General features: G+C 67.4%; 25 protein-coding genes. 19 read left to right on the top strand and 6 right to left on the bottom strand.

Annotated elements, in window-relative coordinates; all coding sequences use genetic code 11:
• Window positions 1-28 precede the first annotated feature (28 nt).
• The 11 genes from CSW63_RS15515 (at window position 29) to CSW63_RS15465 (ending at window position 9,222) form a co-directional block, all read left to right on the top strand.
• Entirely contained in the window at window positions 29-1,651 is a 1,623-nt protein-coding gene (locus CSW63_RS15515) for a GMC family oxidoreductase (RefSeq protein WP_062094852.1), read from the top strand.
• A 67-nt stretch (window positions 1,652-1,718) separates the two neighbouring features.
• A complete protein-coding gene (locus CSW63_RS15510; RefSeq protein ID WP_062094854.1) occupies window positions 1,719-2,174 on the top strand; it encodes a VOC family protein in 456 nt (151 codons plus the stop codon).
• Window positions 2,171-2,506 carry an MmcQ/YjbR family DNA-binding protein gene (locus CSW63_RS15505; RefSeq protein ID WP_197425231.1) on the top strand — a complete coding sequence of 112 codons (336 nt, stop codon included), beginning with the start codon at window positions 2,171-2,173 and terminating at the stop codon, window positions 2,504-2,506. The genes CSW63_RS15510 and CSW63_RS15505 overlap by 4 nt, the downstream gene beginning before the upstream one ends.
• Window positions 2,503-2,832 (top strand): helix-turn-helix transcriptional regulator, encoded by a 330-nt coding sequence (locus CSW63_RS15500; RefSeq protein WP_062094856.1) that lies wholly within the window; start codon window positions 2,503-2,505, stop codon window positions 2,830-2,832. The genes CSW63_RS15505 and CSW63_RS15500 overlap by 4 nt, the downstream gene beginning before the upstream one ends.
• Entirely contained in the window at window positions 2,829-3,323 is a 495-nt protein-coding gene (locus CSW63_RS15495; RefSeq protein ID WP_062094858.1) for an SRPBCC domain-containing protein, read from the top strand. Before CSW63_RS15500 ends, CSW63_RS15495 begins: the two co-directional genes overlap by 4 nt.
• Window positions 3,320-4,570 (top strand): TCR/Tet family MFS transporter, encoded by a 1,251-nt coding sequence (locus CSW63_RS15490; protein WP_062094861.1) that lies wholly within the window; start codon window positions 3,320-3,322, stop codon window positions 4,568-4,570. The genes CSW63_RS15495 and CSW63_RS15490 overlap by 4 nt, the downstream gene beginning before the upstream one ends.
• 91 nt (window positions 4,571-4,661) lie before the next feature.
• A complete protein-coding gene (locus CSW63_RS15485; RefSeq protein ID WP_082749401.1) occupies window positions 4,662-6,080 on the top strand; it encodes a DegQ family serine endoprotease in 1,419 nt (472 codons plus the stop codon).
• 112 nt (window positions 6,081-6,192) lie between these two features.
• Window positions 6,193-7,494, top strand: coding sequence for a replication-associated recombination protein A (locus CSW63_RS15480; RefSeq protein WP_062094863.1), 1,302 nt, complete (start codon window positions 6,193-6,195; stop codon window positions 7,492-7,494).
• The gene (locus tag CSW63_RS15475) at window positions 7,491-7,892 is read left to right on the top strand and encodes a hypothetical protein (protein ID WP_062094864.1); all 402 of its coding nucleotides are present in this window, start codon (window positions 7,491-7,493) and stop codon (window positions 7,890-7,892) included. Before CSW63_RS15480 ends, CSW63_RS15475 begins: the two co-directional genes overlap by 4 nt.
• A complete protein-coding gene (locus tag CSW63_RS15470) occupies window positions 7,889-8,698 on the top strand; it encodes an RluA family pseudouridine synthase (protein WP_062094865.1) in 810 nt (269 codons plus the stop codon). Before CSW63_RS15475 ends, CSW63_RS15470 begins: the two co-directional genes overlap by 4 nt.
• Before the next feature lie 14 nt (window positions 8,699-8,712).
• Window positions 8,713-9,222 carry a hypothetical protein gene (locus CSW63_RS15465; RefSeq protein WP_062094867.1) on the top strand — a complete coding sequence of 170 codons (510 nt, stop codon included), beginning with the start codon at window positions 8,713-8,715 and terminating at the stop codon, window positions 9,220-9,222.
• Here the strand turns inward: CSW63_RS15465 and CSW63_RS15460 are convergent.
• Window positions 9,219-10,448 (bottom strand): hypothetical protein, encoded by a 1,230-nt coding sequence (locus CSW63_RS15460; RefSeq protein WP_062094869.1) that lies wholly within the window; start codon window positions 10,446-10,448, stop codon window positions 9,219-9,221. The two genes, CSW63_RS15465 and CSW63_RS15460, sit on opposite strands and share 4 nt — an antisense overlap.
• A 163-nt stretch (window positions 10,449-10,611) precedes the next feature.
• Here CSW63_RS15460 and crcB point away from each other — a divergent pair, with 163 nt between their 5' ends.
• Both crcB and CSW63_RS15450 read left to right on the top strand, forming a co-directional pair.
• Window positions 10,612-10,995, top strand: coding sequence for a fluoride efflux transporter CrcB (crcB, locus tag CSW63_RS15455; protein ID WP_062094871.1), 384 nt, complete (start codon window positions 10,612-10,614; stop codon window positions 10,993-10,995).
• Window positions 10,992-11,987: an RluA family pseudouridine synthase gene (locus CSW63_RS15450; protein WP_062094872.1), complete on the top strand. Its 996-nt coding sequence runs from the start codon at window positions 10,992-10,994 to the stop codon at window positions 11,985-11,987. The genes crcB and CSW63_RS15450 overlap by 4 nt, the downstream gene beginning before the upstream one ends.
• Window positions 11,988-12,051: 64 nt before the next feature.
• Here CSW63_RS15450 and CSW63_RS15445 read toward each other — a convergent pair whose 3' ends face one another.
• Entirely contained in the window at window positions 12,052-13,272 is a 1,221-nt protein-coding gene (locus CSW63_RS15445; RefSeq protein WP_062094874.1) for a DUF1501 domain-containing protein, read from the bottom strand.
• Window positions 13,269-14,711 carry a DUF1800 family protein gene (locus CSW63_RS15440; protein ID WP_062094876.1) on the bottom strand — a complete coding sequence of 481 codons (1,443 nt, stop codon included), beginning with the start codon at window positions 14,709-14,711 and terminating at the stop codon, window positions 13,269-13,271. The genes CSW63_RS15445 and CSW63_RS15440 overlap by 4 nt, the downstream gene beginning before the upstream one ends.
• 56 nt (window positions 14,712-14,767) lie before the next feature.
• Here CSW63_RS15440 and CSW63_RS15435 point away from each other — a divergent pair, with 56 nt between their 5' ends.
• Entirely contained in the window at window positions 14,768-15,490 is a 723-nt protein-coding gene (locus tag CSW63_RS15435; protein ID WP_062094878.1) for an ATP12 family chaperone protein, read from the top strand.
• 127 nt (window positions 15,491-15,617) lie between these two features.
• Window positions 15,618-17,150 (top strand): acyl-CoA carboxylase subunit beta, encoded by a 1,533-nt coding sequence (locus CSW63_RS15430; RefSeq protein WP_099503310.1) that lies wholly within the window; start codon window positions 15,618-15,620, stop codon window positions 17,148-17,150.
• A 46-nt stretch (window positions 17,151-17,196) separates the two neighbouring features.
• Here the strand turns inward: CSW63_RS15430 and CSW63_RS15425 are convergent, their stop codons facing one another.
• On the bottom strand, window positions 17,197-17,610 hold the full coding sequence (locus tag CSW63_RS15425; protein ID WP_062099866.1) for a DUF1761 domain-containing protein: 414 nt from the start codon (window positions 17,608-17,610) through the stop codon (window positions 17,197-17,199).
• A gap of 170 nt (window positions 17,611-17,780) precedes the next feature.
• Between CSW63_RS15425 and metG the strand changes: the two genes are divergently transcribed.
• Window positions 17,781-19,490, top strand: coding sequence for a methionine--tRNA ligase (gene metG, locus CSW63_RS15420; RefSeq protein WP_062099867.1), 1,710 nt, complete (start codon window positions 17,781-17,783; stop codon window positions 19,488-19,490).
• A gap of 1 nt (window position 19,491) precedes the next feature.
• The gene (locus tag CSW63_RS15415; protein ID WP_062099868.1) at window positions 19,492-20,706 is read left to right on the top strand and encodes a major facilitator superfamily domain-containing protein 6; all 1,215 of its coding nucleotides are present in this window, start codon (window positions 19,492-19,494) and stop codon (window positions 20,704-20,706) included.
• A gap of 6 nt (window positions 20,707-20,712) precedes the next feature.
• Here the strand turns inward: CSW63_RS15415 and cysN are convergent, their stop codons facing one another.
• Both cysN and cysD read right to left on the bottom strand, forming a co-directional pair.
• Window positions 20,713-22,620 (bottom strand): sulfate adenylyltransferase subunit CysN, encoded by a 1,908-nt coding sequence (cysN, locus tag CSW63_RS15410; protein WP_062099869.1) that lies wholly within the window; start codon window positions 22,618-22,620, stop codon window positions 20,713-20,715.
• Window positions 22,620-23,600 (bottom strand): sulfate adenylyltransferase subunit CysD, encoded by a 981-nt coding sequence (gene cysD / locus CSW63_RS15405; protein ID WP_168193668.1) that lies wholly within the window; start codon window positions 23,598-23,600, stop codon window positions 22,620-22,622. Before cysD ends, cysN begins: the two co-directional genes overlap by 1 nt.
• A 230-nt stretch (window positions 23,601-23,830) precedes the next feature.
• On the opposite strand from cysD, the gene CSW63_RS15400 reads away from it, so the two are divergent.
• Window positions 23,831-24,037: a hypothetical protein gene (locus tag CSW63_RS15400; RefSeq protein WP_369797891.1), complete on the top strand. Its 207-nt coding sequence runs from the start codon at window positions 23,831-23,833 to the stop codon at window positions 24,035-24,037.
• A 172-nt stretch (window positions 24,038-24,209) separates the two neighbouring features.
• Entirely contained in the window at window positions 24,210-26,876 is a 2,667-nt protein-coding gene (locus CSW63_RS15395; RefSeq protein ID WP_062099872.1) for a hypothetical protein, read from the top strand.
• Window positions 26,877-26,879: the final 3 nt, after the last annotated feature.

Below are 26,879 nucleotides of genomic sequence, written 5' to 3'. Positions count from 1 at the left end.
AGTCTGGCGCCGGGGAGGACCATCACGCGTGGGCAGCGAAACGACGGATCTGGGCGAGTACGACTACATCATCGTCGGGGCGGGCTCGGCGGGATGCCTGCTGGCCAATCGGCTGTCGGCGGACCCGCGCCATAAGGTCTTGCTGCTGGAGGCTGGTGGCGACGACGACTGGATCTGGTTGCATATCCCGGTCGGCTACCTGTTCGCGATCGGCAACCCGCGCGCCGACTGGATGCTGGAGACCACGCCGCAGGCGGGTTTGGACGGACGGGTTCTGGCCTATCCGCGCGGCAAGGTGATCGGCGGCTCCTCGGCGATCAACGCCATGATCTATATGCGCGGGCAGGCTCGCGACTATGACGGCTGGCGCGAGCGCGGGCTGGCCGGGTGGGGCTGGTCGGACGTGCTGCCCTATTTCCTGCGGCACGAGGACCATATCGACCCTCAGGGCGAGCACCACAGGGCCGGCGGCGAGTACCGGGTCGAGCACCCGCGCGTCCGCTGGGACGTGCTGGACGCCATCCGCCGCGCGGGCGAGCAGGCGGGCGTCGCCCAGATCGACGACTTCAACGGCGGCGATAACGAGGGCTCGTCGTACTTCCAGGTCAACCAGCGCGCGGGACGTCGCTGGAGCACGGCCACCGCGTTCCTGAAGCCGATCCTGAGCCGCCCTAACCTTCGATTGGTGAAGGGTGTTGAGGTCGAACGGCTCGTGTTCGACGGCAAGCGGGTTCGCGGCCTGCACGGGCGTCGAGGCGGTCAGGCGGTGACCGCCAGGGTGTCGGGCGAGTTGATCCTGGCGGCGGGGGCGATCGGCTCGCCGGTGATCCTGCAGCGTTCGGGGATCGGCCCTGGCGCGGCCTTGGCGCAGGTCGGCGTGGCCGTGACCCACGACCTGCCGGGCGTTGGCGCCAATCTGCAAGACCACCTTCAGATCCGTCCGGTGTTCAAGGTGCGGGGCGTGCGGACCCTGAACACCGACTACGCCAATCTCCTTCGCCGGGCCGGCATGGGTCTGGACTATCTGCTGCGCCGCTCGGGCCCGCTGACGATGGCTCCGTCGCAGCTGGGGATGTTCTGCCGTTCGGGCCCGGCGTCCGAGACCGCCAATCTGGAGTTCCACTTCCAGCCGCTCAGCCTGGATCGCTGGGGCGAGGGTCTGCATCGGTTCGGCGCGGTGACGGCCAGCGTCTGCAATCTGCGCCCGACGAGCCGGGGCTCGGTGACGCTGTCGGGCCCTGGACTTGAGCATCCGCCCCGGATCGATCCGAACTACCTCGCCACGGACGAGGATCGACGCGTGGCGGTCGACTCTTTGAAGTGGGCCCGCCGGATCATGGGGCAGGGGGCCTTGGCGGCCTATCAGCCCGAGGCCTTCCGTCCCGGCCCTGACGTCGAGGGTGACACGGCCCTTCTCGCCGCCGCCAAGGCGCTGGCGACGACGATCTTCCACCCCGTCGGCACGGCCGCCATGGGGCCCGACGACGATCGAATGGCGGTGCTCGACGGCCGTCTTCGTGTCCGGGGCGTTGAGGGGCTGCGCGTGATCGACGCCTCGGTCATGCCGACCATTACCTCCGGCAACACCAACGCACCGACCGTGATGATCGCCGAGAAGGGCGCGGCGATGGTGCTGGAAGATCGCCGCTGAGCGCGGTGGCTTGCGGATATAGTTTCGATATGCGTTAAATATTACGCCTATTCAGAAGGAGTGGCGCATGTCCAATTCCCCCGGCCTGGTTTCGGCTGTCACTTACCGTGATCCGAAGGCGGCTCTGGCCTGGCTGGAAGCCGCCTTCGGTTTCGAGCTGACTTTTCTGATCGAAGGCGAGGACTCCAGCGTCGCCCACGCCGAGATGACCCACGGCGCCTCGCGCCTGATGGTCGGCGGCGAATGGAGCCCCGCCCATGCCAGCCCGGCCTCGATGGGCGGCAAGGTCACTCAGACGGTGCACATCTATATCGACGGCGACGTCGACGCTCATTGCCGACGGGCCGCAGACGCCGGCGCGGAGATTCTCCAGGCTCCGGAAACCCAGTTTTACGGCGCGCGCACCTATCGCTGTCGCGACTTGGAGGGCCATCTCTGGACGGTCTCGGCCGATGTCGAGGTAGTCTCGATGGATGAGATGGAGACGCGCAGCGGCCTTAAGATCACGGTCGGCAAGCCTTGATCTCGCCGGACGATTTCCGGCGCCTGGCCCTGGCCCTGCCTCGGGCGGTCGAGTCGTCGCATATGGGCACGGTCGACTTCCGGTGCGGGAAGATCTTCGCGACCCTGGGCAATCCGGATGCGGCCTGGGCCATGGTCAAGCTGACGCCCGACCAGCAGGAGGCGCGGGTCGCGGCCTTGCCTGACGTGTTTGTTCCCGTGCCAGGCGGCTGGGGAAGGGGCGGGGCGACGCGGTTGCGTCTGTCGGCGTGCGATGAGGCGACGGCGCGCGGGGCCTTGCTCGACGCCTGGCGCAACGTCGCGCCGAAGACGTTGCTGGACGCCGCGCCATGAGCGACGCGCTAGATCGCACCCTGGCCGCCCTGGCCGACCCGCATCGCCGGCGCGCGGTGGATCTGCTGCGCGAGCGACCGCGGCGGGCGGGAGAGCTGGCCGACAGCCTGGGTCTCAGCGCGCCCGCCATGAGCCGTCATCTACGGGCCCTGCGTCAGTCGGGCCTGGTGGAGGAGAGCCACCCCGAGTTCGACGCCCGGGTGCGGCTGTATCGACTGAGGCCTGGGCCTATGGCCGAGCTGAAGGCCTGGCTTGAGGCGGCCGAAAATCACTGGGCCGATCAGCTCTCGGCGCTCAAGAACCATGTGGAGGCCAAGCGCTCGTGAGCTCGCGGATTCTGGTCTCCCTGCGCATCGCAGCGCCGCCCGAGGTGGTGTTCGACTCCTTTGTCGACGACATCGGGCTTTGGTGGCGACCCAACACCCTGTTCTCGTTCACGCCACGCTCACCCGGCGTGATGGCGTTCGAGAACGGCCGTCTGGTTGAGCGCCTGCCCAACGGCAAGGTCTTTGAGGTCGGCGCCGTCAGCGTCTGGGAGCGCGGCGAGCGGCTGGTGTTCGGCTGGCGGCAGGCCGCTTTCGCGCCGGACATGAACACCGAGGTCGAGGTCCGCTTCGACGCGGTTGGCGACGAGACCCGCGTCACTGTCGAGCATCGTGGCTGGGACAGCGTTCCTGGCCCTCATGTGGCGCGGCACGGCTTTCCAAACACGGTGTTTCTGGCGCGACACGGCGAATGGTGGCGCGACCTTCTCGCCGGGCTTGCGGCGCGGGCGAACAGCGTCCACCTAGGGGCGGGCGACAAGGGGCGGTCATGAACACCACGATCACGGGCGGGCGGCGTCAGGCCGCCCTGGGCTTTATCTTCGTCACCGCGATCCTGGACGTTCTGTCCCTCGGCGTGATGATCCCGGTGCTGCCGAACCTGGTGAAGGCGTTTGGCGGCGGCGACACCGCCTCTGCCGCAGACTGGAACGTGCTGTTCGCCACGACCTGGGGTGTGATGCAGTTCTTCTGCTCGCCGATCCTGGGCCTGATGTCGGACCGCTTCGGCCGCCGACCGGTGATCCTGACCTCGATCTTCGGCCTTGGCGTCGACTTCCTGTTCATGGCCTTCGCGCCGAACCTCTGGTGGCTGTTCATCGGCCGGATCTTTAACGGCATGACGGCCGCCAGCTTCTCGACGGCCAGCGCCTATGTCGCCGATGTCACCACGCCGGAGAACCGCGCCAAGGGCTTTGGCCTGATGGGCGCGGCGTTCGGCATCGGCTTCACCTTCGGTCCCGCCCTTGGCGGCTGGCTCTGGGAATTCGATCACCGGGCGCCGTTCCTGGTGTGCGCGGCCCTGGCCCTGACCAACTGGTTGTACGGCTTCTTCGTCCTGCCCGAGTCGCTGCCGCCCGAGCGGCGCCAACCGCGGTTCGACTGGAAGAAGGCCAATCCGGTCGGCTCGCTGCAGCTGCTGCGACACCATCCGGGTCTGATGGGCCTGGCGGGCGTGGGCTTCCTGTTCCAGCTGGCGCACAACGTGCTGCCCAGCGTCTTCGTTCTGTACATGGGCTTCCGCTATGGCTGGAGCCCGCAGACGATCGGCCTGACGTTGATGGCCAGCGGCATCGCCAGCATCCTGATTCAGGCTTTCGTCGTCGGTCCGGCGGTCAAGCGGTTCGGCGAGCGCGGCGTGCTGATGATCGGCCTGTTCGCCGGCTTTTTGGGTTTCTCGATCTACGCCTTCGCGCCGACTGGGCTGCTGTATCTGGCCGGACTGCCGATCTTCACCTTCTCGGGCCTGATCCAACCCGGCTTGCAAGGCCTGATGACCCGCCGTGTCGGGCCCAACGAGCAGGGCCAGCTGCAAGGCGCGAACGCGGCCATGATGGGCATCGCCTCGATCATCGGTCCGCCGCTGTTCCTGATCCCGTTCGCCTTCGCGGTTCGGCATGACGCGACGCTGCACATCCCCGGTCTGCCGATCCTGATCGCGGCGGCCTTGATGCTGGCGGCGACCATCCTAGCTTATGCCAAGGCCAAGCCTGCCCCAGCGCCGGAACCCCAGGCGGCCTGACGGCTTTGGTGATGGCCAAACCTCGACCTTTCGTCGCCTTAGACTCGCCCGAAAGCTCGGCTGAGTTCAGGGAGAAACGCTAGGAGTCACCTTGACCAACATGCGCAAGCTTCGCGCCCTGCTGCCCGTCTTCGTCCTGCTGACGGCCTGTTCGAACCCGACCGGCCAGTCCAACGCGCAGGCTATCCCGGACATGCCTCAGCCGACCCGACGGGTTCCGGCGGATGCGGCGACGATGAAGCAGTCCTTCTCGCCGATCGTGAAGAAGACCGCTCCGGCCGTGGTCAATGTCAAAAGCCGCCGGGTGGTCCAGCGTCGCGTCGACCCGTTCTGGGATTTCTTCATGGGCGGCGGCCAAGGCGGCGCGCAGGTGCAGGGGTCGCTGGGCTCGGGCGCGATCGTCCGCGCCGACGGCGTGATCATCACCAACCATCACAACATCGACGGGATGAGCGATATCACGGTCCAGCTGGCCGACCGGCGCGAGTTTCCGGCCGTGGTGCTGCTGGACGATCCGCGCGCTGACCTCGCGGTCTTGAAGATCGACACAAAGGGCGAGAAGCTGCCGGTAATGGCCATCGACGACCAGGAGCAGCTGGAAGTCGGCGATCTCGTCCTGGCGATGGGCAACCCCTTCGGCGTCGGCCAGACCGTCACCAACGGCATCGTCTCGGCGCTGGCGCGGACGGACGTCGGCGCCGCGGATTTCGGCAGCTACATCCAGACCGACGCCGCGATCAATCCTGGCAACTCGGGCGGTCCGCTGGTCGACATGGACGGCGACCTCGTCGGCATCAACACCTTCATCATCTCGCGCTCTGGCTCGTCGTCGGGCGTGGGCTTCGCCATCCCGGCCCGCGTGGTGCGCCAGGTGGTCAACGCCGCCCTGGGCGGCGGCCACAGCATCGTGCGCCCCTGGCTGGGCGTGAAAGGCCAGACCGTTACAGCCGACATCGCCAAGAGCTTGGGCATGGCCGCTCCGCGCGGCGTGCTGGTGGCGCAGGTCTATCCGGGCTCGTCGGCCGAGCGCGCGGGCCTGAGGGAAGGCGACGTCATCCTGTCGATCGACGGCCAGCCTGTGAACGACGAAGGCGGCGGCGCCTTCGCCATCGGCACCCACAAGGTCGGCGATCGCGTGCCGATGCAGATCCGCCGGGGCGACCGCGAGCAGACCATCACCGTCCGCGCCGACGCTGCGCCGGAAACGCCGGCCCGTGACGAGCGCACCCTCAGCGGCAACAACCCCTTCAACGGCGCCACGGTGATGAACCTCTCGCCGGCCGTTGCCCAGGACCTGGGCGTCGATCCCTTCGTCGGTCGCGGCGCCTTGGTCACCAAGATCGGCCCTGGTTATGCGGGCAACTGGATGCGTCCGGGCGATTTCGTGCGTAGCGTCAATGGTCGCCAGATCAATACGGTGGCTGATCTCGCTTCGGCGATCGCCGGCCGGGCGGGCCGCTGGAGCATCACCATCGAGCGCGGCGGGCAACTGGTCCAGGCGCAGTTCTAGGTTTGGAGCCGCCCGCTGCAGCCGTTCATCTCCTGATGAACGGCCCCTTGTTGAGGCGTGGCGGGCGGCGAAACTGCTCACACTTTCGCCTGCCACGCTCTAGAAGAGTCGAATGTCCGATCTCTTCCAGGCCGCCGGCTTGACACCCCATGCGCCATCACCCTTGGCTGATCGCCTGAGGCCGCAGAGCCTGGATGAGGTCGTGGGCCAACAGCATCTGCTGGGCCCTGAAGGGCCGATCGGCCGGATGGCGGCGGCGCATCGCCTAGCCTCGATGATCCTGTGGGGACCGCCCGGCACAGGCAAGACCACGATCGCCCGCCTGTTGGCCAAGGCCGGCGGCTATGAGTTCATGCAGATTTCGGCGGTGTTCTCGGGTGTCGCTGACTTGAAGAAGGCGTTCGAACAGGCCCGCGCCCGGCGCATGGCGGGACAGTCGACCCTGCTGTTCGTCGACGAGATCCACCGCTTCAACCGCGCCCAGCAGGACGGCTTTCTGCCGTTCGTCGAGGAGGGGATCGTCACCCTGGTGGGGGCCACGACCGAGAACCCGTCCTTCGAGCTGAACGGCGCTTTGCTGTCGCGCTGCCAGGTCTTTGTGCTCAAGCGCCTGACCGAGGAGTCGCTGGAGCTTCTGCTGCAGCGCGCCGAAGCGGCCGAAAGCCGCCCGTTGCCGGTCGACGCCGAGGCGCGCTCGGCCCTGGTGGCCATGGCCGACGGCGATGGCCGCTATCTGCTGACCCTGGCCGAGACCTTATTCTCGATCGGGACCGACAGCCCGCTGAACCCGACGCAACTGGGCCAGTTTCTGCAAAAGCGTCGCCCCGCCTACGACAAGGACCGCGAGGAGCACTACAACCTCATCTCGGCCCTGCATAAGTCGGTGCGCGGCAGCGACCCGGATGCAGCGCTGTACTGGCTGGCGCGGATGCTGGAGGGCGGTGAGGACCCGCTGTTCATCGCCCGCCGCCTGGTGCGCATGGCGTCCGAGGATATCGGCGCGGCCGATCCGCTGTCGTTGCTGCTGACTACGGCGGCCAAGGACGCTTACGACTTTCTCGGTTCGCCCGAGGGCGAACTGGCCCTGGCCCAGGCGGTGGTCCACATGGCCAGCGCGCCCAAGTCCAACGCCGTCTACACCGCCTACAAGGCCGCACGCCGGGCCGCGAAAGAAACCGGCAGCCTGACGCCGCCGGCTCATATCCTGAACGCCCCAACCAAGCTGATGAAGTCGCTCGGCTATGGCGACGGCTATGCCTATGACCACGATGTGGAAGGCGGCGTGTCGGGCCAGAACTACTTCCCCGACGGGATGGAGCGCCGGCGCTTCTACGAGCCCAAGCCGATCGGCGCCGAGGCCAAGGTGCGCGAGCGTCTCGAGGCCTGGAGTCAAAGGCGGAGGGGCGGCAAGTGAAGGCGCTAAGGAGCCAATATCTCGCGGTCGGGCTTATTCTGCTGACGCTCCTGACCTTCGCGGCTCAGGGCGGCGCTATGGGATCGCCTCCGCGCGAGGTTCGGGAATTGCTGCTCCCCTTGGCCGTTCTTTCGGTGGCGACCGGCATCGTGCTGACAGCTCAGGCCTTTCCGGGACGCCCCGTCGTCTCCGCCGCCATCTCGGGCTTGGCGGTGGCGGCGTTCCTTTATGGCGAGGCCTTCTGCAACACCGCTTTGGACATGATGTTCAGTGAGCCCATGCCGTGGTGGCGTGAAGACGTTATGGGGTCGTTGCTGGTTTTCACGGGGCCGGCGACACTGGTCGCTACGATTGGGGCTTTCATTCTCTCGCGTCATTTCGGTAGGGGGGCGTCATGAACAAGCCTCACCGTCGTCCGCCCGGCGTCGCCAAGCCCAAGGCCTCAGAGACGCCCATCGCCCTGACACCGGACGAGATCGCTGCAGCGCGATCCTGGGTGCTGTACGAGGACGAGACGATCATCGTGCTCAACAAGCCGGCGGGCCTGTCCAGCCAGGGCGGACGGATCAAGGCGCATACGCTGGACGACCTGCTGTGGGCGTTCGCGCGACCCAACAGGCCTCGGCCCAAGCTGGTTCATCGTCTGGACCGCGACACCTCGGGCGTGATCCTGACGGCCAAGACCAAGCCGGCGGCGGCGATGCTGGGCAAGGCGCTGGAGGCCAAGCGCTTTCGCAAGAGCTATCTGGCCATCGTCGCCGGCGCGCCCGAACCCAAGGGCGGCATGATCGACAGTCCGCTGCGTCGCGAGTCGATCGGGCGCGAGGCCTATATGCGCGTCTGCGACCCCAACCATCCGGACGCCGAGACCGCGCGCAGCCGCTATCGCACCCTGGCGCACAACAGTTTGGCGGCGCTGGTCGAGCTGTCGCCGGACACGGGCCGGATGCACCAATTGCGCGTTCATATGGCCTCCATAGGCCGCCCCCTGGCCGGCGATAGCCGATATGGCGGCGCGCTGATGCTGGGCGGGTTCGCCGCCCCGCGCCTGATGCTGCACGCCGCAAGCTTGAGCTTCCCGCATCCGCTGGGTGGCGAACGCAAGATCCTGGCACCGCTTCCGACCGATTTCACCACGATGCTCGAAGCTCTGGACCTGCCTGTTCCGGAACAGCCGGCCCCGGCGACCGTTGAGCAGGCTTGAAAGGGCCAACCGTGATGAAAACCGCCACACCCCTGATCGCTGCCGGCTTGGCCGCCTTGCTGCTCACCGCCTGCGCGACCGCCCCCACGGTCTATCGCGCGGCCCAGGGCGCGCCGACCGCGATGGGCTATTCCGAGTATCGCCTGGAGGCCGGGCGTTACCGGGTCACCTTCCAGGGTGGGCCCGGCGCTCCGGAAGCTCAGGTCGCTGACTACGCGCTGCTGCGCGCCGCCGAGTTGGCTTTGCGTGACGGCTACGACTGGTTCCGGATCGCCGACCGTTCCACTGTCGTCAGCGGCGCGGGATCAGGCCCGCGCCTCTCCGTCGGCGGTGGTTCCGCCAGCTTTGGCCGACGCACCGGCTTTGGGGTCGGCGTGGGCACGAGCTTCGACCTCGGTCCAGGACCCGCCTTTGCACGCTCGATCGAGGTGGTGTTCGGCAAAGGACCGACACCGCGCGACCGTGACGCCTACGACGCGCGAGAGATCGTCAAGGTGGTCGGCTACGGGCGCGCTAGCGTTTAAGCGGCCGCCTGCCGGGCGAGCGGATAGGTCGCCCGCAAGGACGCGTGGGTCAGTCCGGCCGTGTCGGCGGCGGCGAAATACCCCTCGGCCGGCAGCCCCTGCAGAATGGTCATGGCGGCCAGACCCTGGGCGTCCCGACCAAAGGTCATGATGTCCATCGCGATCTTCGACGCCTCGCCCGAAAGGTCCGATGCATCGAGCGCCAGTCCCGCCAGGCGAGCGTCACGCAGCACGCGCAGCGCCTCCTTGTCGGGAGGCACGCGTGCGATGACCCCGCGCGTCAGGGCGCGCAGCAGTCCGACCACCTCCAGCAAACGTCCCGCCGGCGTGCCGCGCGTCACGTCGACCAGTTCGATCATCACCCCGCCGCGCAGCAGGCTCAGCGACAGGCCCGCCGTTCCGGTCAATAGGTCGCGGCCGCGTTGAGTGCCGAGCGTACGGAACGAGGCCGGCAGGATGAGTTCAGGCGTGTTCGGCCCTTGGGCGGCGCGGGCGAACACGCTGGCATATTTCAGCGTCGACTCGTCGATGAAGGCGACGTCCCGGTCCGAAAGCTTGGTCAATGCTCGCGCCGAGGCCTGCCGACCACTGGCCAGATGGGTCACCATCGGTTCGATGCGCACGGCCGTGGTGATGCTCCGTCTCAGGCTGACGACGTGTTCCAGCGTAAAATCCACCCGGAGCGCCGCGCCGCCGGCGGTGGTGAAGGCCACGGGAGTACGTCGGGCCTCGTCGCTGGGTTCGATGGCGATGCGGACCGGCGAGCGGGCGGAGTCGCGCCGCGCGCGGGCCGCCAGGATCACCATCGGATCGATCGGCCGGCATACGGCCGCGCCGTCCTCGACGCCGATCACCGAGCGAACGCCAAGGTCCATCACCGAAGCCGCGCCCAACAGATGCGTCAGCACGTCCTCGAGGATCTTCACGCTGGTCGCCTGGGCCGCCAGACCCTGATCGTTGTTCGTCGCGATCAGAAACTCGCTGTCGGAAATCCGCGCGCGCAGGTCCTGGCGGTCCAGATGGTCGTTCAGCTTGCGCTCGACATAGGTCCAGACGTCGGTGCGCTTCTGGCTCCACCATTCGCCGGCCCAGGCGCGGATGGCCTTGATGCTGATGACGTTTACCGAACCGCGCGCGATCAGCTCCGAGCCTGCCAGGCGTCGGACGACGGGCGCCGGTAAGGCCACGCGTTCGTTCGCGTCTGAAGAGGGGGTGTCGAAGGGCATGGACCTGGCGCTTTGGATGAACCCGCACAGTGCCGATCACGCGCTTAACCTCCCGTTTGGAAATAGGGTTTCCGACCGGGTTTACCGTGAAGAGAGCGGGGGAAAACCGAGGGATGGACGGTGGGCGCTTGGCGTTCGCGGCCCCTCGGCGCATAAGGCGGTCATGAACAAGCTGCTCTTGGTGGCGGCCGGAGGGGCCGTCGGGTCCGTCGCGCGCTATCTGGTGGGCGTCGGCGCCATGCGGGTCCTGGGACCCGGCTGGCCGTATGGCACCTTTACAGTCAACGTGGTCGGCGGCTTTCTGATGGGCTGCCTGGCCTCATGGCTGGCGCATCGCGGTAACGGTTCTGGCGAACAGTGGCGGGTGCTGCTGGGCGTCGGCGCACTGGGCGGCTTCACAACCTTTTCGTCGTTCTCGCTGGAGACCGCGCTGATGATCCAGAAGCGCGCCTACGGCCAGGCGTTCACCTATTCCGCTGCGAGCGTCCTTCTGGCGATCGCGGCCCTGTTCGCGGGCCTTCTGGTGGCCCGGAAAGTCTTCGCATGAGCACCAAGGAAGTCCGCACCCTCTACGTTGACGCTGGCGAGGACGGGGTGCGCCTCGATCGCTGGTTCAAGCGCCGCTGGCCGCACCTGAACCATATCCAACTGAACAAGCTGTTCCGCTCGGGCCAGGTCCGGGTCGACGGCTCGCGCGCCAAGGCCGACACCAAGCTGGCGGCCGGTAGCCAGATCCGCGTGCCGCCGCTGCCCGACGCGCCTGATCCGTCCGACAAGAACAAGCTGTCGGCGCGCGACGTCGCCTACGCTAAGTCGCTGGTGCTTTACGAGGACGAGGAAGTCCTGGCCCTGAACAAGCCGGCGGGTCTGGCCGTGCAGGGCGGCACCAAGACGACCAAGCATATCGACAAGCTGCTCAGCGCGTGGGGCGAGGGCGTGGATCGTCCGCGTCTGGTCCACCGCCTGGACCGCGACACCTCGGGGGTGTTGCTCCTGGGCAAGACCCCGTCGGCGGCTGCCCGTCTGTCGGGCGCCTTCGCCAAGCGCAAGGCGCAGAAGACCTATTGGGCGATCGTGGCCGGCAATCCGCACCCGACCGAGGGCGTGATGGAACTGCACCTGGCCAAGCGCGGGGTCGGTGACCGCGAACTTGTGGTTCCTGCCCAGCCCAAGGACCCGGACGCCCAGCCGGCCGAGACCGAGTTCGTCACCATCAGCCGCGCCGGTCCGCGCGTGACCTGGATGGCCCTGCGTCCGCACACCGGCCGCACCCACCAGCTACGCGCCCACATGAAGGCCATGGGGCACCCGATTCTCGGCGATCCCAAGTATGGCGACGAAAAGTCCGCCCCCTTGTCAGAGGGGCTGAAGCTGCAGCTGCACGCCCGCTCGATCCTGCTGCCGCATCCGTCGGCCGGCATGCTGCACATCGAGGCGCCGTTGAGCGCCGAGATGAAGGAAGGCTTCCGCAAGTTCGGATTCTCCGAGGACGAGGCCGACCAGGATCCCTTCGCCCGGCGGCAGACCAAGCGACGCTGAGAAGCGCCGCTTGGTCCCCCACAGGCTGCGCTGCAAGAGCGCGGCTGTCCGGTTTCGCGGAAGTCTAAACCAGACCCGCGACCGGCTTCACGCCGGGGCTGTCGGGGAAGATCTTGCGATCGAGAAGGGCGCGGTCGACGCCCATGTGGTCGGCCAGAACGCCCTTGAACAGCCCGCGCATGTCCAGCGTCGGCGCCGTGTCGCGGTTCTCGAACAGCGCCTTGTCGGCCAGGCCCGGCCAGTCGCCGACGATCCCGCCGGGCTTCAGCGCGCCGCCCAGGATCAGGCCCGTGGACGCCGTGCCGTGATCGGTGCCACCGGTGCCGTTCACCCGCGCGGTGCGGCCGAACTCGGTGACGGCGATCACCACCGTATTTTTCCACTCCGCGCCAAGGCCCTGATGAAGCCCGTCCAGCACCGCGTCCATGTAGGACAGCCGCGTGGCGATCTGGCCCGGCTGGTTGGCGTGGGTGTCGAAGCCGTCCAGCGAGACCGCCGCGATCTGCGGACCGCCGGTCTGGGTCATGAACCCGCCCAGCGTCGACCCCAGCTTGCGCGCGGTCTCGGCTCCGCCCCGGTTTCGGACGAGGTCCGGCGCGGCCATGGATCCGGAAGCCGCCATGCCCGCCATCGCGGTCTCAGCCATGGCTTCGGTCTCCAGTCCTCGCGCGAAGGCGGGGCCGAGCAGGGGGTCGGACTTGTAGAGGTCCTGCAGAAGGCCGGGCAGGCGAGCGGTCTCGTCGACCAGCTTGCCCGGCGACCAACTGGCCGCCTGGACCTTGCCGCGGAGGATCAAAGGCGCGGTGGTTCCGACCGACAGACCCTCGACCTTGCGGACTGGCGCCAGGGCCTCCAGCGTGCGGTTCAGCCAGCCGGTTTCGGCGCCGTACACCTTGGCCGAGCCGGTCTCCAGCACGTCCTGGGCCTCGAAGTGCGAGCGCGCGCGGTCAGGGCTGGCGATGGCCGGCGCGATACGGGCCTGGCCCTTCTGCGCCAGGGCGTGGACGGCCTTCAGCTCAGGATGCAGGCCGAAGGTCTCGTCCAGCATCCGAACCTGGTCGCGCTGCATTGCGATCGAGCCGCGCAGGGCCGCGTAGTTCGCGTCCCCCACCGGCGGTGACACCGACAGGCCGTCCATGCCGCCCCGACAGATGACGACGACCAGCTTTTTGCGCGCCAGATCGCCCTCCGAGGCGGCGAAGGCCTGGGTTCCCAGAAAGCTGACCGAGAGGCCCAGGCTCGCGCCCAGGCCCAGCAGTGAGCGGCGGTTCAGAGGCGCGGTCATCGGCGTTGGAACTCCGGGCTCATGATCAGAAGGGCGAAGGCCTCGCGGCGGGTCTCGGCCCGGGCGATGGCGGTGGCGACCGGCGACGTCAGGCGCTCACCCAGCGCCGAGCGCGCCAGGGTGTTGGGGTCGGCGCGGTCGGCGACGGCGGCGGCGAAGCCTTGCGCCCATTGCATCCGCTTGATCAGCGCGTCGGGCGCGGCCCAGGTCTGGGCGTCCTCGGCCCAGCCCTTCGGGGAGGGGGCCGAGAACGGCTTTTGGCCCAGGCTGGTCAGGATCGGCGCGAGGCGCTCGATCGCCGAGGGCTCGGCGCCGATCAGCCGCCAGGTCGACAGCGTGTACTCGTAGGGCGTCTTGAACTTTGCGGCCGCCGGGTTCCAGGCCTCGGGGCTCTCGACCAGGGCCTTGGCCACGGCGGCCAGGTCGCCGCCGGTTTCCAGCCACCGCCGTTCCAGCCGCTCCACCAGGGACGACGGCGGAACATCGGCGACGAAGTGGCGGGCGATCTTACCGCAGACGTGTCTGGCGGTGCGAGGATCGGCGGCCAGGTCACGCAGCACGGCCAGGCCCTGGGCCATGCCTGTCTCGCCGTAGCGCCGGCCCAGGATCGTGCGCACGCCCGGTTCGTGGGCCTGTTCGCGGAACAGGAACTGGCCGGCGCGGTCTTCCTGTTCGCGGCCGAGCGAGAAGCCGGTCAGGGCGCGGGCGAACTCGGTGACATCGCCCTGCGTGTAGCCCGCATCGACGCCCACTGTGTGGAGCTCCAGGATTTCCCGGGCCAGATTCTCGTTGAGACCGGCCTTGGCGTTGCGCCGCCGGGCGGCGAACTGCGCCGCGCGGCTGTTGGGACCGATCGACTGGGCCTGATCCAGATAGGTCAGCATGGCCGGATGAGTCGAGGAAGCCACCAGCAGTGTCTCGAAGCTGCCGAACACATGAGGCCGAAGGGCTTCGCGTTCGAACGGCCCGATCAGCACCGAGGTCAGCTGTTTGGTCGCCGAGACGGTGAAGTGGTTGGCCCAGAACAGCGCCCAGCGCTCCCGGAAGGCCGCTGGCGTGGCCGCCCCAAGACGCGCGCGAGCGAGGAAGTCGGCGCCGACTTTTTCGCGCAGGTCCCGCTGGGCGTTCATGAACGCCTGGGCGGTGGTCTTAGCGTCGTCCTCGCCGTCCTTCTTCTGGCGCTCGGCCCGGCGCTGTTGCTGGTAGGCGCGCATCTGCTCGAAGCGCGCGCCGGCGCTTTCGCCGTCGTCCTGCGGCACGTCCGCGCCCTCGCGGCGGATTTGGGCGATCAGGAACTCGCGGGGATCGGATGTGGCGGCCTCGATTTCGCCGGGCCGGGCGCCCAGGCCAAAGCGCGTCACGGCGATGGCGGCCATCATGTCCTTGGATGGTAGGCTCAAAGGGCGCTCTCCCTTGCGCGAACGCGTGATCTTGCCCATTCAACGCCGGTCCGCCGCCCTTCCGTCGCGGACGCGCGTCAAAAAGAGCCTGAGCCGTGTCCGACAAGTCCGAACTGCTGTTGAAACCCAAGCGCTTCTACAAGGCCGCCGCTGCTGCGCCGGCCGAGGGCGGCTTCGCGGTCCAGCTGGACGGCCGCACGCCCAAATCGCCGGCCAAGAAGCCTCTCATCGCGCCGACCAAGGCCTTGGGAGAGATGATCGCCGCCGAGTGGGAAGCGCAGGTCGAGTATATCGACAGCAGCGCGATGCCGGCCACCCGCCTGGCCTTCACCGCCATTGACCGGATCGCCGAGACCCGCGCCGAGGTCGCTCGGGAGATCACCGCCTACGCCGCCTCGGATCACCTCTGCTATCGCGCTGAAAGCCCCAGGGCGCTGGTCGAGCGACAAGAGCGTGAGTGGGGCGCGGTTCTGGACTGGATCAAGGCCGAGCATGGCCTGGCGTTCACGCCTGTCAGCGGGATCATCCACACGCCGCAGCCGCCGGACACCCTGGCGTCGATCGAGGGCTTGGCCCTGACCCTGGACGATTTCGCGCTGGCGGGCATGGCCTTCGCCGCAGGCCTCTTCGGCTCGACGGCCCTGGCCCTCGCGGTCCGGGCGGAACGGCTGTCCGGGCGGAGCGCGCTGGACCTGTCGCGGCTGGACGAGATTTATCAGGCCGAGCAATGGGGCGAGGACGCCGAGGCCAAGGCGCGGGCCGAGGCGCTGGGCGTCGAGGCGGAGATGATCGAGCGTTGGTTCGCCGCGCTGCGCTGACGCTCCGGCGACGGCTTATGCTGCGCTGCCGCAAGGTCCGCCTTGCGCCCTGACGCAGGCCTCGCTACGGCTTGGTCATAAGGTGGAAGAACCGCCAGTCTAATGAACCGGGCAGGGGAGTACGCGCGTGCAGCACATTCTCGAGGAACTGGAGCGTCGTCGCGAGCAGGCCAAGGCCGGCGGCGGTGAGAAGCGTGTCGCCAGTCAGCACGCCAAGGGCAAGCTGACCGCCCGCGAGCGGATCGACTTGCTGCTGGACGAGGGCTCGTTCGAGGAGTTCGACATGTTCGTCGAGCACCGCTGCGCCGACTTCGGAATGCAGGACCAGAAGATCCCGGGCGACGGCGTCGTCACCGGCTGGGGCACGATCAACGGTAAGGTCGTCTACGTCTTCTCCAAGGACTTCACCGTGTTTGGCGGCTCGCTGTCGAACGCTCACGCCCAGAAGATCGTCAAGGTGCAGCGCCAGGCCATGAAGGTCGGCGCGCCGGTGATCGGCCTGTTCGACGCGGGCGGCGCGCGGATTCAAGAGGGCGTCGACAGCCTGGCCGGTTACGCCGACATCTTCGTCGAGAACGTCATGGCCTCGGGCGTCATCCCGCAGATCAGCGTGATCATGGGCCCCTGCGCCGGGGGCGACGTCTATTCGCCGGCGATGACCGATTTCATCTTCATGGTGAAGGACACGAGCTACATGTTCGTGACCGGCCCGGACGTCGTGAAGACCGTCACCAATGAGGTCGTCACGGCCGAGGAACTGGGCGGGGCCCGGGTCCACGCGGCCAAGTCGGGCGTCGCCGAGGGGGCGTTCGAGAACGATCTGGAAGCCATGACCCAGGTGCGTCGCCTGATCGACTTCTTGCCCTCGTCCAACCGCGAGGCCGCGCCTGAGCGCGAGAGCTTCGACGAGCCGCTGCGCGAGGAGATGAGCCTGGACACCCTGGTCCCGGCCGATCCGACCAAGCCCTACGACATGAAGGAGTTGATCCTGAAGATCGTCGACGAGGCGGACTTCTTCGAGATCAGCAGCGAGTGGGCCAAGAACATCATCTGCGGCTTCGCCCGGATGGACGGCGAGACGGTCGGTATCGTGGCGAACCAGCCGCAGGTGCTGGCGGGCGTGCTCGACATCGACAGCAGCCGCAAGGCCGCGCGCTTCGTGCGTTTCTGCGACGCCTTCAACATCCCGATCGTCACCTTCGTCGACGTGCCGGGCTTCATGCCGGGCACCAAGCAGGAATACGGAGGCCTGATCAAGCACGGCGCCAAGCTCCTGTTCGCCTACGCCGAGGCCACCGTGCCGAAGATCACCGTCATCACCCGAAAGGCCTATGGCGGCGCCTATGACGTGATGAGCTCCAAGCACCTGCGCGGCGACCTCAACTACGCCTGGCCCACGGCCGAGATCGCGGTGATGGGCGCCAAGGGGGCGGTGGAGATCATCTTCCGCGCAGAGGCCAAGGACCCCGAGGCCCTGGCCGCCCGCGAGGCCGAGTACAAGGATCGCTTCGCCAATCCGTTTGTCGCCGCCTCTCGCGGCTATATCGACGACGTCATCATGCCCCACGGCACGCGTCGCCGGATTGTGCGGGGCCTAAAGAGCCTCAAGGGGAAGGAACTCTCCAACCCCTGGAAGAAGCACGACAACATCCCGCTGTAGCGGAGACTGTCGGGATCCTCCCCGTTTTGGGGGAGGATCCTCTAGCTCAGGCCGCTTTTGGTCTGCGCTTCAGGCCGGCCAGCAACGCGCCGGCGATCGTGTAGGTCACGACCTGGTAGCCGCCGTCGATCACGAACAGAGACAGCGTTCCAGCGGCATAGATGTAGTTTAGCGCTGCGACCGTCAGGGCGAAGCAGACACAGACCAGCAGGGCGGTCCTCGCCCCGGCGACATAGCCGTCAACGCCGAGCCGACGCAGCAGCCAGTCCAAGCCCAGAAGGATGACGATCATGTTCACGACGCCAAGCCCCATTTTCCAGTCCTGACCGACGAAGTCGGCTTCGGTCAGGCGCTGGGCCTCCATCCAAGCGGCGCTGAAAAGATTGCCGTACCAGAGAATGCCGATCACCTGTCCGGCGACCAGGGCCACGACAAGGCCCAGCCAGTTCACGTTCTTCATTGGCGTTTCCCCCGAAACCGCCGGATGAGGTCTATCCGGCTCAGCGTTCGTGAGGCTGCCCCCGAGAACGCTGTTCGGTCAACCGGCTTGCGCTTTCGTTTCCGGTCCGAGCCTTCTATATGCGGACCCTTCCAAGCGTTCTGTAGACTCCCCCGAAAGGCCGCGCCCGCATGGCACGCATCCTGATCACCTCCGCCCTGCCGTACATCAACGGCATCAAGCACCTGGGGAACCTCGCGGGCTCCATGCTGCCGGCGGACGTCTATGCACGCTTCAAGCGGGCCCAAGGCCACGAGACGCTCTACATCTGCGCCACCGACGAACACGGCACGCCGGCTGAACTGGCCGCCGCCGCGGCTGGCCAGGACGTGGCCACCTACTGCGCCGAGCAGCACGTGCTGCAGCACGACGTGGGCCGGGCCTTCGGCCTGTCGTGGGATCATTTCGGCCGCTCGTCCTCGCCGCAGAACCATCGCCTGACCCAGCACTTCTGCCAGGCCCTGGAGGATCACGGCCTGATCGAGGAACGCGTCGACCAGATGGTCTATTCGGTCGACGACAAGCGCTTCCTGCCCGACCGCTACGTCGAAGGGACCTGCCCGCACTGCAAGTTTGAGAAGGCGCGTGGCGATCAGTGCGACAACTGCGGAAACCTCTTGGACCCGACCGACCTGATCGATCCGTACTCGGTGATCTCCGGCTCACGGAACATCGAGGTGCGGGACACCAAGCACCTTTACCTGCTGCAGACCAAGATGCAGGACAAGATCCGCGCCTGGGTCGACGCCCACGCCGAATGGCCGCCGCTAGCCCGCTCGATCGCCTACAAACATCTGGACGAGGGCCTGATCGATCGCGGCATCACCCGGGACCTCGCCTGGGGCATCCCCGTGGCGAAGGACGGTGTTCCGCGCCCCGGCTTCGAGGACAAGGTCTTCTACGTCTGGTTCGACGCCCCGATCGAGTACATCGCCGCCACCCAGGAGTGGGCCGAAGGCTCGCCGGACCGCGACTGGAAGCGCTGGTGGCGCACCGACGCCGGCGCTGACGACGTCCGCTACGTTCAGTTCATGGGCAAGGACAATGTGGCGTTCCACACCGTCAGCTTCCCCGCGACCATCCTCGGCTCCGAAGAGCCCTGGAAGAGCGTCGACATGCTCAAGGCCTTCAACTGGTTGAACTGGTACGGCGGCAAGTTCTCGACCTCGAACAAGCGCGGCGTGTTCATGGACGCGGCGCTTGAGATCCTGCCGCCCGACCTGTGGCGCTGGTACCTGACGGCCAACTCGCCGGAAGGCAGCGACACGGCCTTCACCTGGGAACAGTTCGCCAGCGCCGTGAACCGTGACCTGGCCGATGTGCTGGGCAACTTCGTCAACCGTATCCTGAAGTTCAACGAGAGCAAGTTCGAGGGCGTGGTTCCGGCGGGTGGCGAGCCCGGTCCGCTGGAGGAGAAGCTGTTCGCCGATGTCTCGGCTCGTCTGGCTGATCTGACCGAGCAGATGGACGCGATCGAGATGCGCAAGAGCGCCCAGGCGCTCCGCGCCCTCTGGGTGGTTGGCAACGAGTACCTGCAGGAAGCCGCGCCCTGGACGGCGATCAAGACCGATCGCGACCGCGCCGCCGTCATCGTGCGCACGGCCCTGAACCTGGCGGCGCTGTACGCGAAAATCTCCGCGCCGTTCATCCCGTTCGCCGCCGAAAAGATCGGCGACGCCTTCGGCCTGGACTTCCCGGCCGCCTGGCCGTCGAACGACGCCAAGACCGAACTCGGCAGCTTGACGGTCGGCGCGCCGGTGACCGTGCCGGAGGTTCTGTTCAAGAAGATCGAGGACGAGCAGATCGCCGACTGGACGGCCCGCTTCGGCGGCGCGGAGTAAGGTGACGGGCGGGGCGGACAAGGCAGAGCGGCAGGGGTTCTCGACCCTGGTTCGCCTCTGCCTGTTCTACGCCGCCATCTTTCTGAGTTCCGGCGTCAGCCTACCCTATATCGGCACCTATCTGCGTGACCGAGGTATGAGCGGCGGTGCGATTGGCCTGATCCTGGCCGCGCCGCTGCTGCTCAAGCCCTTTACCGGGCCGGTGCTGGCGGTCTGGGCGGACGGCTTCACCCTGCGCCGCACGCCGATGGTGCTGCTGCTGCTGGGCGCGGCGATCGGTTATGGCGCTCTGCTGGGACCGGCCAACCTCTGGTGGTTCATGCTGGCCTGGTTCGTCGGCCAGACGCTGCTCTCGACGGTCTCGCCGCTGATCGATGTCATCACCCTGCGGCGGGCCCGGGTCGACAATTTCAACTACGGCATCCCGCGCGGGACCGGCTCTAGCGCCTTCATCGCGGCTAATCTGGCCATGGGGGCGATACTGACCTTCGCGGCGCCGACGATCATCGCGGTCTGGATCGCGGCGGCGTGCCTGTTCGGGGCGCTGGCCGCCGCGACCCTGGTGCCGGCGGAGCGTGTCCATGCCGAGGGCGCCAAGCCGCTGCGGTCGGAGCGCTGGAACGGCCTGTCGGAGCTGCTGCGCAACCGCACCTTTGTCCTGGCGGTGGTGACCGCCGGGCTGATCCAGGGCGCGCACGCCTTCTACTACAGCTTCTCGGCCATTCTTTGGCGCAAGCAGGGGATCAGCGAGCCGATGATCGGCGTGCTGTGGGGCGTGGGGGTGGCGGCCGAGGTCGGCTTCATGTGGTTCCTCGAACCGCTGCGTCGCCGCTGGGGGCCGGAGCTGTTCCTGGTGCTAGGCGCGGGCGCCGCCGTGCTGCGCTGGACAGTCTACGCCTTTGAGCCGCCGCTCTGGGCGTTGTTCCCGCTGCAGATGCTGCATGCTCTGACCTTCGCCGCCTCGTTCCTGGCGTCGCTGCGGCTGATCGAGAAGCTGGCGCCGCCTTCGGCCGCCTCGCCGGCCCAAGCGATCAATTCAGCGCTGTCGTCGGGTTTCACCCTGGGCATAGCGACCTTGGCGTCCGGCCCTCTGTTCGACGCTTTCGGTGCATTCGGTTACCTGGCCACCGCCTTCATGGCGCTGCTGGGCCTGGCCGGCGCAATCCTGCTGACGCGCCGCGCGCGGAGCCTGTCTTCCGACAGGCTCCGCTTCTGAGCGACTTCAGATCGTGTAGTCGATCTCCTGGCCCTCCAGCCAGGCCACGATCCGCTCGGCCGCCTCGACGGGATCGATCGCGGTCGTGTCGATGCGCAGCTCCGGCGTTTCCGGCGCTTCATAGGGGCTGTCAACGCCGGTGAAGTTCTTCAGCTGACCCGACCGAGCCTTCTTGTAGAGGCCCTTGACGTCCCGCGCCTCGGCGACGGCCAGCGGCGTGTCGACAAAGACCTCGATGAACTCGCCGGGCTCCATCAGGTCGCGCGCCAGCTGGCGCTCGGCCCGGAACGGCGAGATGAAGGCGGTCAACACGATCAGGCCCGCATCGACCATCAGCTTGGCGACCTCGGCCACCCGGCGGATGTTCTCGACGCGATCCTCCTCGGTGAACCCGAGGTCCTTGTTCAGGCCGTGGCGGACATTGTCGCCATCCAGCAGATAGGTGTGGCGACCCAGGGCGTGCAGGCGCTTCTCGACAAGGTTGGCGATCGTCGACTTGCCCGCGCCCGACAGACCGGTGAGCCACACCACCTGTCCCCGCTGGCGCTTCAGGGCGGCCCGCGAGACCTTGCTGACGTCGGTGTGCTGCCAATGGATGTTGTCGGCGCGCCGCAGGGCGAAGTTGATCATGCCCGCGCCGACCGTGCGGTTCGACAGGCGGTCGATCAGGATGAAGCCGCCCATCTGGCGGTTGTCGGCATAGGCCTCGAACGGGATCGCCTGATCGACCGACAGGTTGCACAGGCCGATCTCGTTCAGCTCGAGGCGTTTGGCGGCGGCTTTCTCAAGCGTGTTGACGTTCACCCGGTGCTTGATGTCGGTGATGCTGGCGCCAACGGTCCGAGCCCCGAGTTTCAGCTGATAGGTCCGGCCGGGCGGCAAGGGTTCGTCGTCCATCCAGACGATGGTCGCCTCGAATTGATTGGCGACAGGGGCCGGGGCGTCGGCGGTCGCGATAACGTCGCCGCGCGAGATGTCGATCTCGTCTTCCAGCGTCAAGGTGACCGACTGGCCGGCGACCGCCTGGTCGAGATCACCCGGCAGCGTGACGATCCGCGCCACCCGGCTTTCACGACCCGAAGGGAGGGCGCGGATGCGATCGCCGGGCTTGATCGCGCCCGACGCGATGAGGCCCGAGAACCCCCGGAAGTCGAGATTGGGGCGGTTTACCCACTGCACCGGCATGCGAAAGGGCTTGGCCTGAAGGTCGTCCTCGACCTCAACGGCTTCCAGCCAGTCCATCAGGATCGGACCGTCGAACCAGGGTGTCGCCTCGCTGCGCGTGGCGATGTTGTCGCCGCCCAGACCCGAGATCGGGATCGGGGTGAACACCGAAAGACCGATCTGCTCGGCGAACGCGCGATAGTCGGCGACAATGGCGTCGAAGACGGTCTGGTCCCAGCCGACCAGGTCCATCTTGTTCACCGCCAGGACCACGTGGCGGATGCCCAGCAGGCTGACGAGATAGCTGTGACGACGGGTCTGGGTCAGCACGCCCTTGCGCGCATCGATCAGGATCACGGCCGCGTCGGCGGTCGAGGCGCCGGTGACCATATTGCGCGTGTACTGCTCGTGCCCGGGCGTATCGGCGACGATGAACTTGCGCTTCTCGGTCGAGAAGAAGCGGTAGGCGACGTCGATGGTGATGCCTTGCTCGCGCTCGGCGGCCAGGCCGTCGACCAGCAGGGCGAAATCGATCGCCCCACCTTGGGTGCCAACCTTTCTGGAGTCGGCCTCAAGGGCCGCCATCTGGTCCTCGAAGATCATCTTGCTGTCGTACAGCAGTCGGCCGATCAGGGTGGACTTGCCGTCGTCGACGCTGCCGCAGGTGATGAAGCGCAGCAGCGACTTGTGCTGATGCTGGTGCAGATAGGCTTCGATATCTTCGGCGATGAGGGCGGACTGGTGCGCCATCAGAAGTAGCCCTCCTGCTTTTTCTTCTCCATCGAGGCGGACTGGTCATGGTCGATGACGCGGCCCTGGCGCTCGCTGGTGGTGGTCAGCAGCATTTCCTGGATGACCTGGGGCAGGGTGGCGGCCGTGCTTTCGACGGCGCCGGTCAGCGGGTAGCAGCCCAGGGTGCGGAACCGAACGCTCTTCATCTGCGGGACTTCGCCTTCACGCAGGCGGAAGCGGTCGTCGTCGACCATGATCAGCGCGCCGTCGCGCTCGACCACCGGTCGCTCGGCCGCGAAGTACAGCGGCACGATCGGGATGTTCTCCAGATGGATGTACTGCCAGACATCGAGTTCGGTCCAATTGGAGATCGGGAAGACGCGCAGACTTTCGCCCGGATGCTTGCGGGTGTTGTAGAGGTTCCAAAGCTCCGGGCGCTGGTTCTTGGGGTCCCAACGGTGCTCGGCCGTGCGGAAGGAGAAGACCCGCTCCTTGGCGCGGCTCTTTTCCTCATCGCGGCGGGCGCCGCCGAAGGCCGCATCGAAGCCGTACTTCGTCAGTGCCTGCTTGAGGCCCTCGGTTTTCCAAAGGTCGGTGTGCGCCGCGCTGCCGTGATCGAACGGATTGATCCCGCGCGCCTCGGCGTCCGGGTTCTTGTGGACCAGCAGGTCGAAGCCGAGCTCCGAGGCGATCCGATCCCGCAAAGCGTACATCTCCCGGAACTTCCAGGTCGTGTCGACGTGCAGCAGCGGGAAGGGCGGCTTGCTTGGATAGAACGCCTTGGCGGCCAGGTGCAGCATCACAGCGCTGTCCTTGCCGATTGAGTAGAGCATAACCGGCCGCTCGCACTCCGCGGCGACCTCGCGAAGGATGTGGATGCTCTCGGCCTCCAGGCGTTGGAGATGAGTCAAACGCGCTGGAGTCATCGCTGCCTGGGTGAGATCGGGCGTCATCGGGTCCGGCGGAGAGGCGGCGGGTGCAAGTTGCGTAAGGGCCAAGGCTGGGGTCCGCAAAGGAAAAATCTCCGGCATGACGCCTGCTCAAGGGCGCGCCGGCCTTAGGCTGGCACCTAGGCCCGAGCAGACGCGTCGACAACCGTCGTAATTCTGGGGGCGCTGTCAGATGCCGTGGCGCCGGCTCGGAAAGGCGGGCGCTTCATGACCAAAATTTCACTCGCCGAAGCCATGGGGTTCTCGCATAACGTCGCTATCGGATCGTGAGGCGAGCTATGAGCTTCCTGGCGGAAATGTTGGCCGTGGCGGTCGTCTGGCTGTCGTCATTTGCGCTCTGCCAGTTCGGCGTCGTGGTCGAGCACGCCGTCTGTCCTCACGCCAAATCAACGCAAGCGCGAACGGTCAGCCGTTCCCGCGATGCGGCCGTTCCGGCGGACCCGGTCGCCCTGAACGGCCCCCAACGGACGAAACGCGACGCCTGAACCCGCGCCCTGGCGTCGCAACCCTCGAGAACGCAACCAAAGCCGCTTTTCCCCAAGGCTTTTCGCCGTTAGGTTCATGTAACACGCGAAGGAGGGGTTCGGCGCGCGACGTTCTACCCACGCCCCCTCGCCGACGCCCCTTTTATGCCCCGTCTTGGGACCCTGGCTGTGTATGAAGCCTAAGAAGCGCCAACCGCTCGATTTCTCCGCGACGCCGACGGAGATCCCTCCCGAGGAACCCAAGACCACGCCTGAATTCCCGGAGCCGGCAGCGTCCGTGGCGCCGGAGGACGATGCGCCTGTTAGCGAGCCGTTAACGCTTGATCAGCGCGCGGATGACCTCGCCGTGCCGCCCCCGACCTCCGCGCGCTCTCGGCGTCGCCGGGAAGCCGAGCAGGCGAGGATCGCCGAGCCTGAAGCGAGGGCTGCTCAGTCGCTAGCGGCGACGCCCCAACCGCCGGCGCCCATCGTCGAACAGGCGACCCCGACCGAAGCTGCGGCGACGACGCGCGGGCGCGAGGCGGCGCTGGATCTGCGCGATTCCGCATCTGATCCGGCCATCGCCCTCGAAGCCGAGCCGGTTCCGCGTCGCATGTCCGGCGTCCTCTTCTGGACTTTGGCGACGGCGGTCGCGGCGCTCTGGGCGCTGGCTCCGATCGCCTTCGCGCTGGGTTATGCCCGCGGCGTGCCGGCCTTCAAGATCGAAGGCTTTGCACTGATGGTGTTCGCAGGTCTGGCGATCGGGCCAGCCTTACTGACCTTGCTGGGCGCGTACCTGCTTCGTCAGGCGAACGGTATTTCGGACGAATTGCGACGCAACCGAACCCTGACCGACCGACTGGTCACCCCCGCCGCCTTCGCCGCCGCCGGCGCCACGAACGCTGTGGACGCCATGCGCCAGGGCGTGGACGAGGCCGCCGCAGCGGCCGAGCGCGCACGCGAGCACATTATCTCGCTCCGCAAGGCCTTGGCCGAGGAGACGGCGCGCCTCGCGGACGCCGCCGCTGAGTCCGCGCGTATGGCCAATCAGCTGGCGCAAGGCCTGAGCCACGAGCGCTCGGCGATGGAGACCCTCTCGCTGTCCCTGGATGCACGCTCGACGGCGGTGGTCGACGCGATCGGCAGCCAGGCCCGAATGGTCGCCGAGGCGTCCGATCTGGCCGAGACTCAACTGCGTGAAGCCGAAGCGGCCTTGGCCGCCCGCGCAGCCGATCTCGCCGCCGCCGCCGCCGAGGCGTCCGACGCCGCTCGCGTCGGGGCTGAGGACCTTTCAAGACAGATCGCGCGTCTGGAGACCGCTGGCGTCGGCGTCGGGGACCAGGTGGCTTCGGTCGAAAAGACGCTCGCGGCGCAACGGGCCGCGCTGGTCGAAATCAGTCAGGCGCTGCGTTCGGAGCAGGAGGACTTCGCGGCCGAGGCCGAAACGCGGACGGCGCAGCTGACCGAATTCGTGGCCTACACCCGCGTCGGCGCGACCGAGTTGTCGGACACAGCGGCCATGGGCGCGGAGATCCTGCGCGGTCTGATCAGCGCGGCGGCGGACCAGTTCCGCGAGATGGCCGATGGCGCCAAGGCTCAGCGCGACGCCCTAACCGAGGAAACCAAGAAGACGCTGGAGACGATTGGCGACGTCGCCGAAAACCAGCGCTCCCTGCTGGAAGAGGAACTCAAGGCGGCCATGGAAGCCATGGCTGAGGCGGCTCTGAAGGCCAGCGAGAGCGTTGAGGCGCGTGTCGAAGCGGCGCGCAGCCGTGTCGACCAACTTAACGAGATCGCCTTCGCCGCCGGTCAGAAGGCGGACGCGGTGTTCGAGTCTCGGATGGAGGAGGCGCGCGACATCATCGAGCACTCCGCCCAAATGGTCGAGCAGGCCGGCGCGCGCACTGCGCAGAAGCTTCAGGACTCGGTGCAGACCGCACGCGGGACGTTGGACGAGCTTGAGGTGATGCTGGCCGAGATCAGCCGGCGCACCGCAGACCTGCCCGCCGAAGCCCTGCAGAAGGCCGGGGAGGTTCGTATCGCGATCGAGCAGGGCGTCGAGCAGCTGATGAACGCCGTGCGTCGCACGGCCGAGGAAACGGCGGCCATCGATCAGGCCTTCCAGGAGCGGGTTCGTCGCAACTACGAGATGCTGAGCGAGGCGGCGGGGGCTGTGACGGCTTCCGGCGTTTCGACTGTTGCGGCGCGCGCCGCGACGCTGGCCCCGCCAACGCGGAGTCGCGCCGCCGCACCGCCGCCAACCCCGCCCGCGCCGACGCCGGCCGCGCTGCCGATCGCTGAATTCGACGACGAGGACGAGCCGCCGTTGGATCGGCGGCGTTTGCGCCTCACGCCCACGGCGACCGATCAGGAATTCCGCTCGGTGTTCGAGCAGGCCTCAGCCCGTAAACAGGCCGGGGGATCTCCGTCCGAGGCCGACGCGGAAGGAAACTGGAGCTGGCGCAGCCTGTTGTCGGGCATCGAGAACAGCACGCCGGGCGATGCGGGGTTGGGTGAAAAGCTCGCCGCCGAGATCACAGCCATGGGCATCGACCCCCACGCTCTGTTGCCGCGCGGTCGTATCGACGAGATCGCCGCGGCGCTGCAAACGCGGGACTCCGTCGGCGCGCGGGAGGTGGTCAAGCGCCTGGCGCCGGCGGCGATCCGTCGCCTCGTGCGCCGGCTATTCTCCGACGCCACCCTTAAGAGCAACACTGAGCGCTTCCTCAAGCGCTATGCGGGCATGATCGAGGAAGCAGCGGGTCAGGACCGCGAGGGCTTCTTGCTGGCGGCGCTGCTGTCGTCCGACGCAGGGCGGGCCTATCTGTTGCTCGACGCGGCCAGCGGCGATCTGGCCTAGGGC

The organism is Caulobacter sp. FWC26 (assembly GCF_002742645.2).
Lineage (GTDB): Bacteria > Pseudomonadota > Alphaproteobacteria > Caulobacterales > Caulobacteraceae > Caulobacter.
Note: the sequence above shows the minus strand (reverse complement) of the source record. Positions and strands in the feature narration are given on the sequence as shown.

What these genes read in the sequence shown, in the direction of transcription:
- CSW63_RS15450 (WP_062094872.1), top strand. Translation starts at nt 10,992, where the DNA reads ATGAGCACCAAGGAAGTCCGCACCCTCTACGTTGACGCTGGCGAGGAC.
- CSW63_RS15460 (WP_062094869.1), bottom strand. Translation starts at nt 10,448, where the DNA reads ATGCCCTTCGACACCCCCTCTTCAGACGCGAACGAACGCGTGGCCTTA.
- CSW63_RS15490 (WP_062094861.1), top strand. Translation starts at nt 3,320, where the DNA reads ATGAACACCACGATCACGGGCGGGCGGCGTCAGGCCGCCCTGGGCTTT.
- CSW63_RS15445 (WP_062094874.1), bottom strand. Translation starts at nt 13,272, where the DNA reads ATGACCGCGCCTCTGAACCGCCGCTCACTGCTGGGCCTGGGCGCGAGC.
- crcB (WP_062094871.1), top strand. Translation starts at nt 10,612, where the DNA reads ATGAACAAGCTGCTCTTGGTGGCGGCCGGAGGGGCCGTCGGGTCCGTC.
- CSW63_RS15510 (WP_062094854.1), top strand. Translation starts at nt 1,719, where the DNA reads ATGTCCAATTCCCCCGGCCTGGTTTCGGCTGTCACTTACCGTGATCCG.
- CSW63_RS15480 (WP_062094863.1), top strand. Translation starts at nt 6,193, where the DNA reads ATGTCCGATCTCTTCCAGGCCGCCGGCTTGACACCCCATGCGCCATCA.
- cysN (WP_062099869.1), bottom strand. Translation starts at nt 22,620, where the DNA reads ATGGCGCACCAGTCCGCCCTCATCGCCGAAGATATCGAAGCCTATCTG.
- CSW63_RS15470 (WP_062094865.1), top strand. Translation starts at nt 7,889, where the DNA reads ATGAACAAGCCTCACCGTCGTCCGCCCGGCGTCGCCAAGCCCAAGGCC.
- CSW63_RS15440 (WP_062094876.1), bottom strand. Translation starts at nt 14,711, where the DNA reads ATGGGCAAGATCACGCGTTCGCGCAAGGGAGAGCGCCCTTTGAGCCTA.
- metG (WP_062099867.1), top strand. Translation starts at nt 17,781, where the DNA reads ATGGCACGCATCCTGATCACCTCCGCCCTGCCGTACATCAACGGCATC.
- CSW63_RS15500 (WP_062094856.1), top strand. Translation starts at nt 2,503, where the DNA reads ATGAGCGACGCGCTAGATCGCACCCTGGCCGCCCTGGCCGACCCGCAT.
- CSW63_RS15395 (WP_062099872.1), top strand. Translation starts at nt 24,210, where the DNA reads ATGAAGCCTAAGAAGCGCCAACCGCTCGATTTCTCCGCGACGCCGACG.
- CSW63_RS15425 (WP_062099866.1), bottom strand. Translation starts at nt 17,610, where the DNA reads ATGAAGAACGTGAACTGGCTGGGCCTTGTCGTGGCCCTGGTCGCCGGA.
- CSW63_RS15400 (WP_369797891.1), top strand. Translation starts at nt 23,831, where the DNA reads ATGAGCTTCCTGGCGGAAATGTTGGCCGTGGCGGTCGTCTGGCTGTCG.
- CSW63_RS15465 (WP_062094867.1), top strand. Translation starts at nt 8,713, where the DNA reads ATGAAAACCGCCACACCCCTGATCGCTGCCGGCTTGGCCGCCTTGCTG.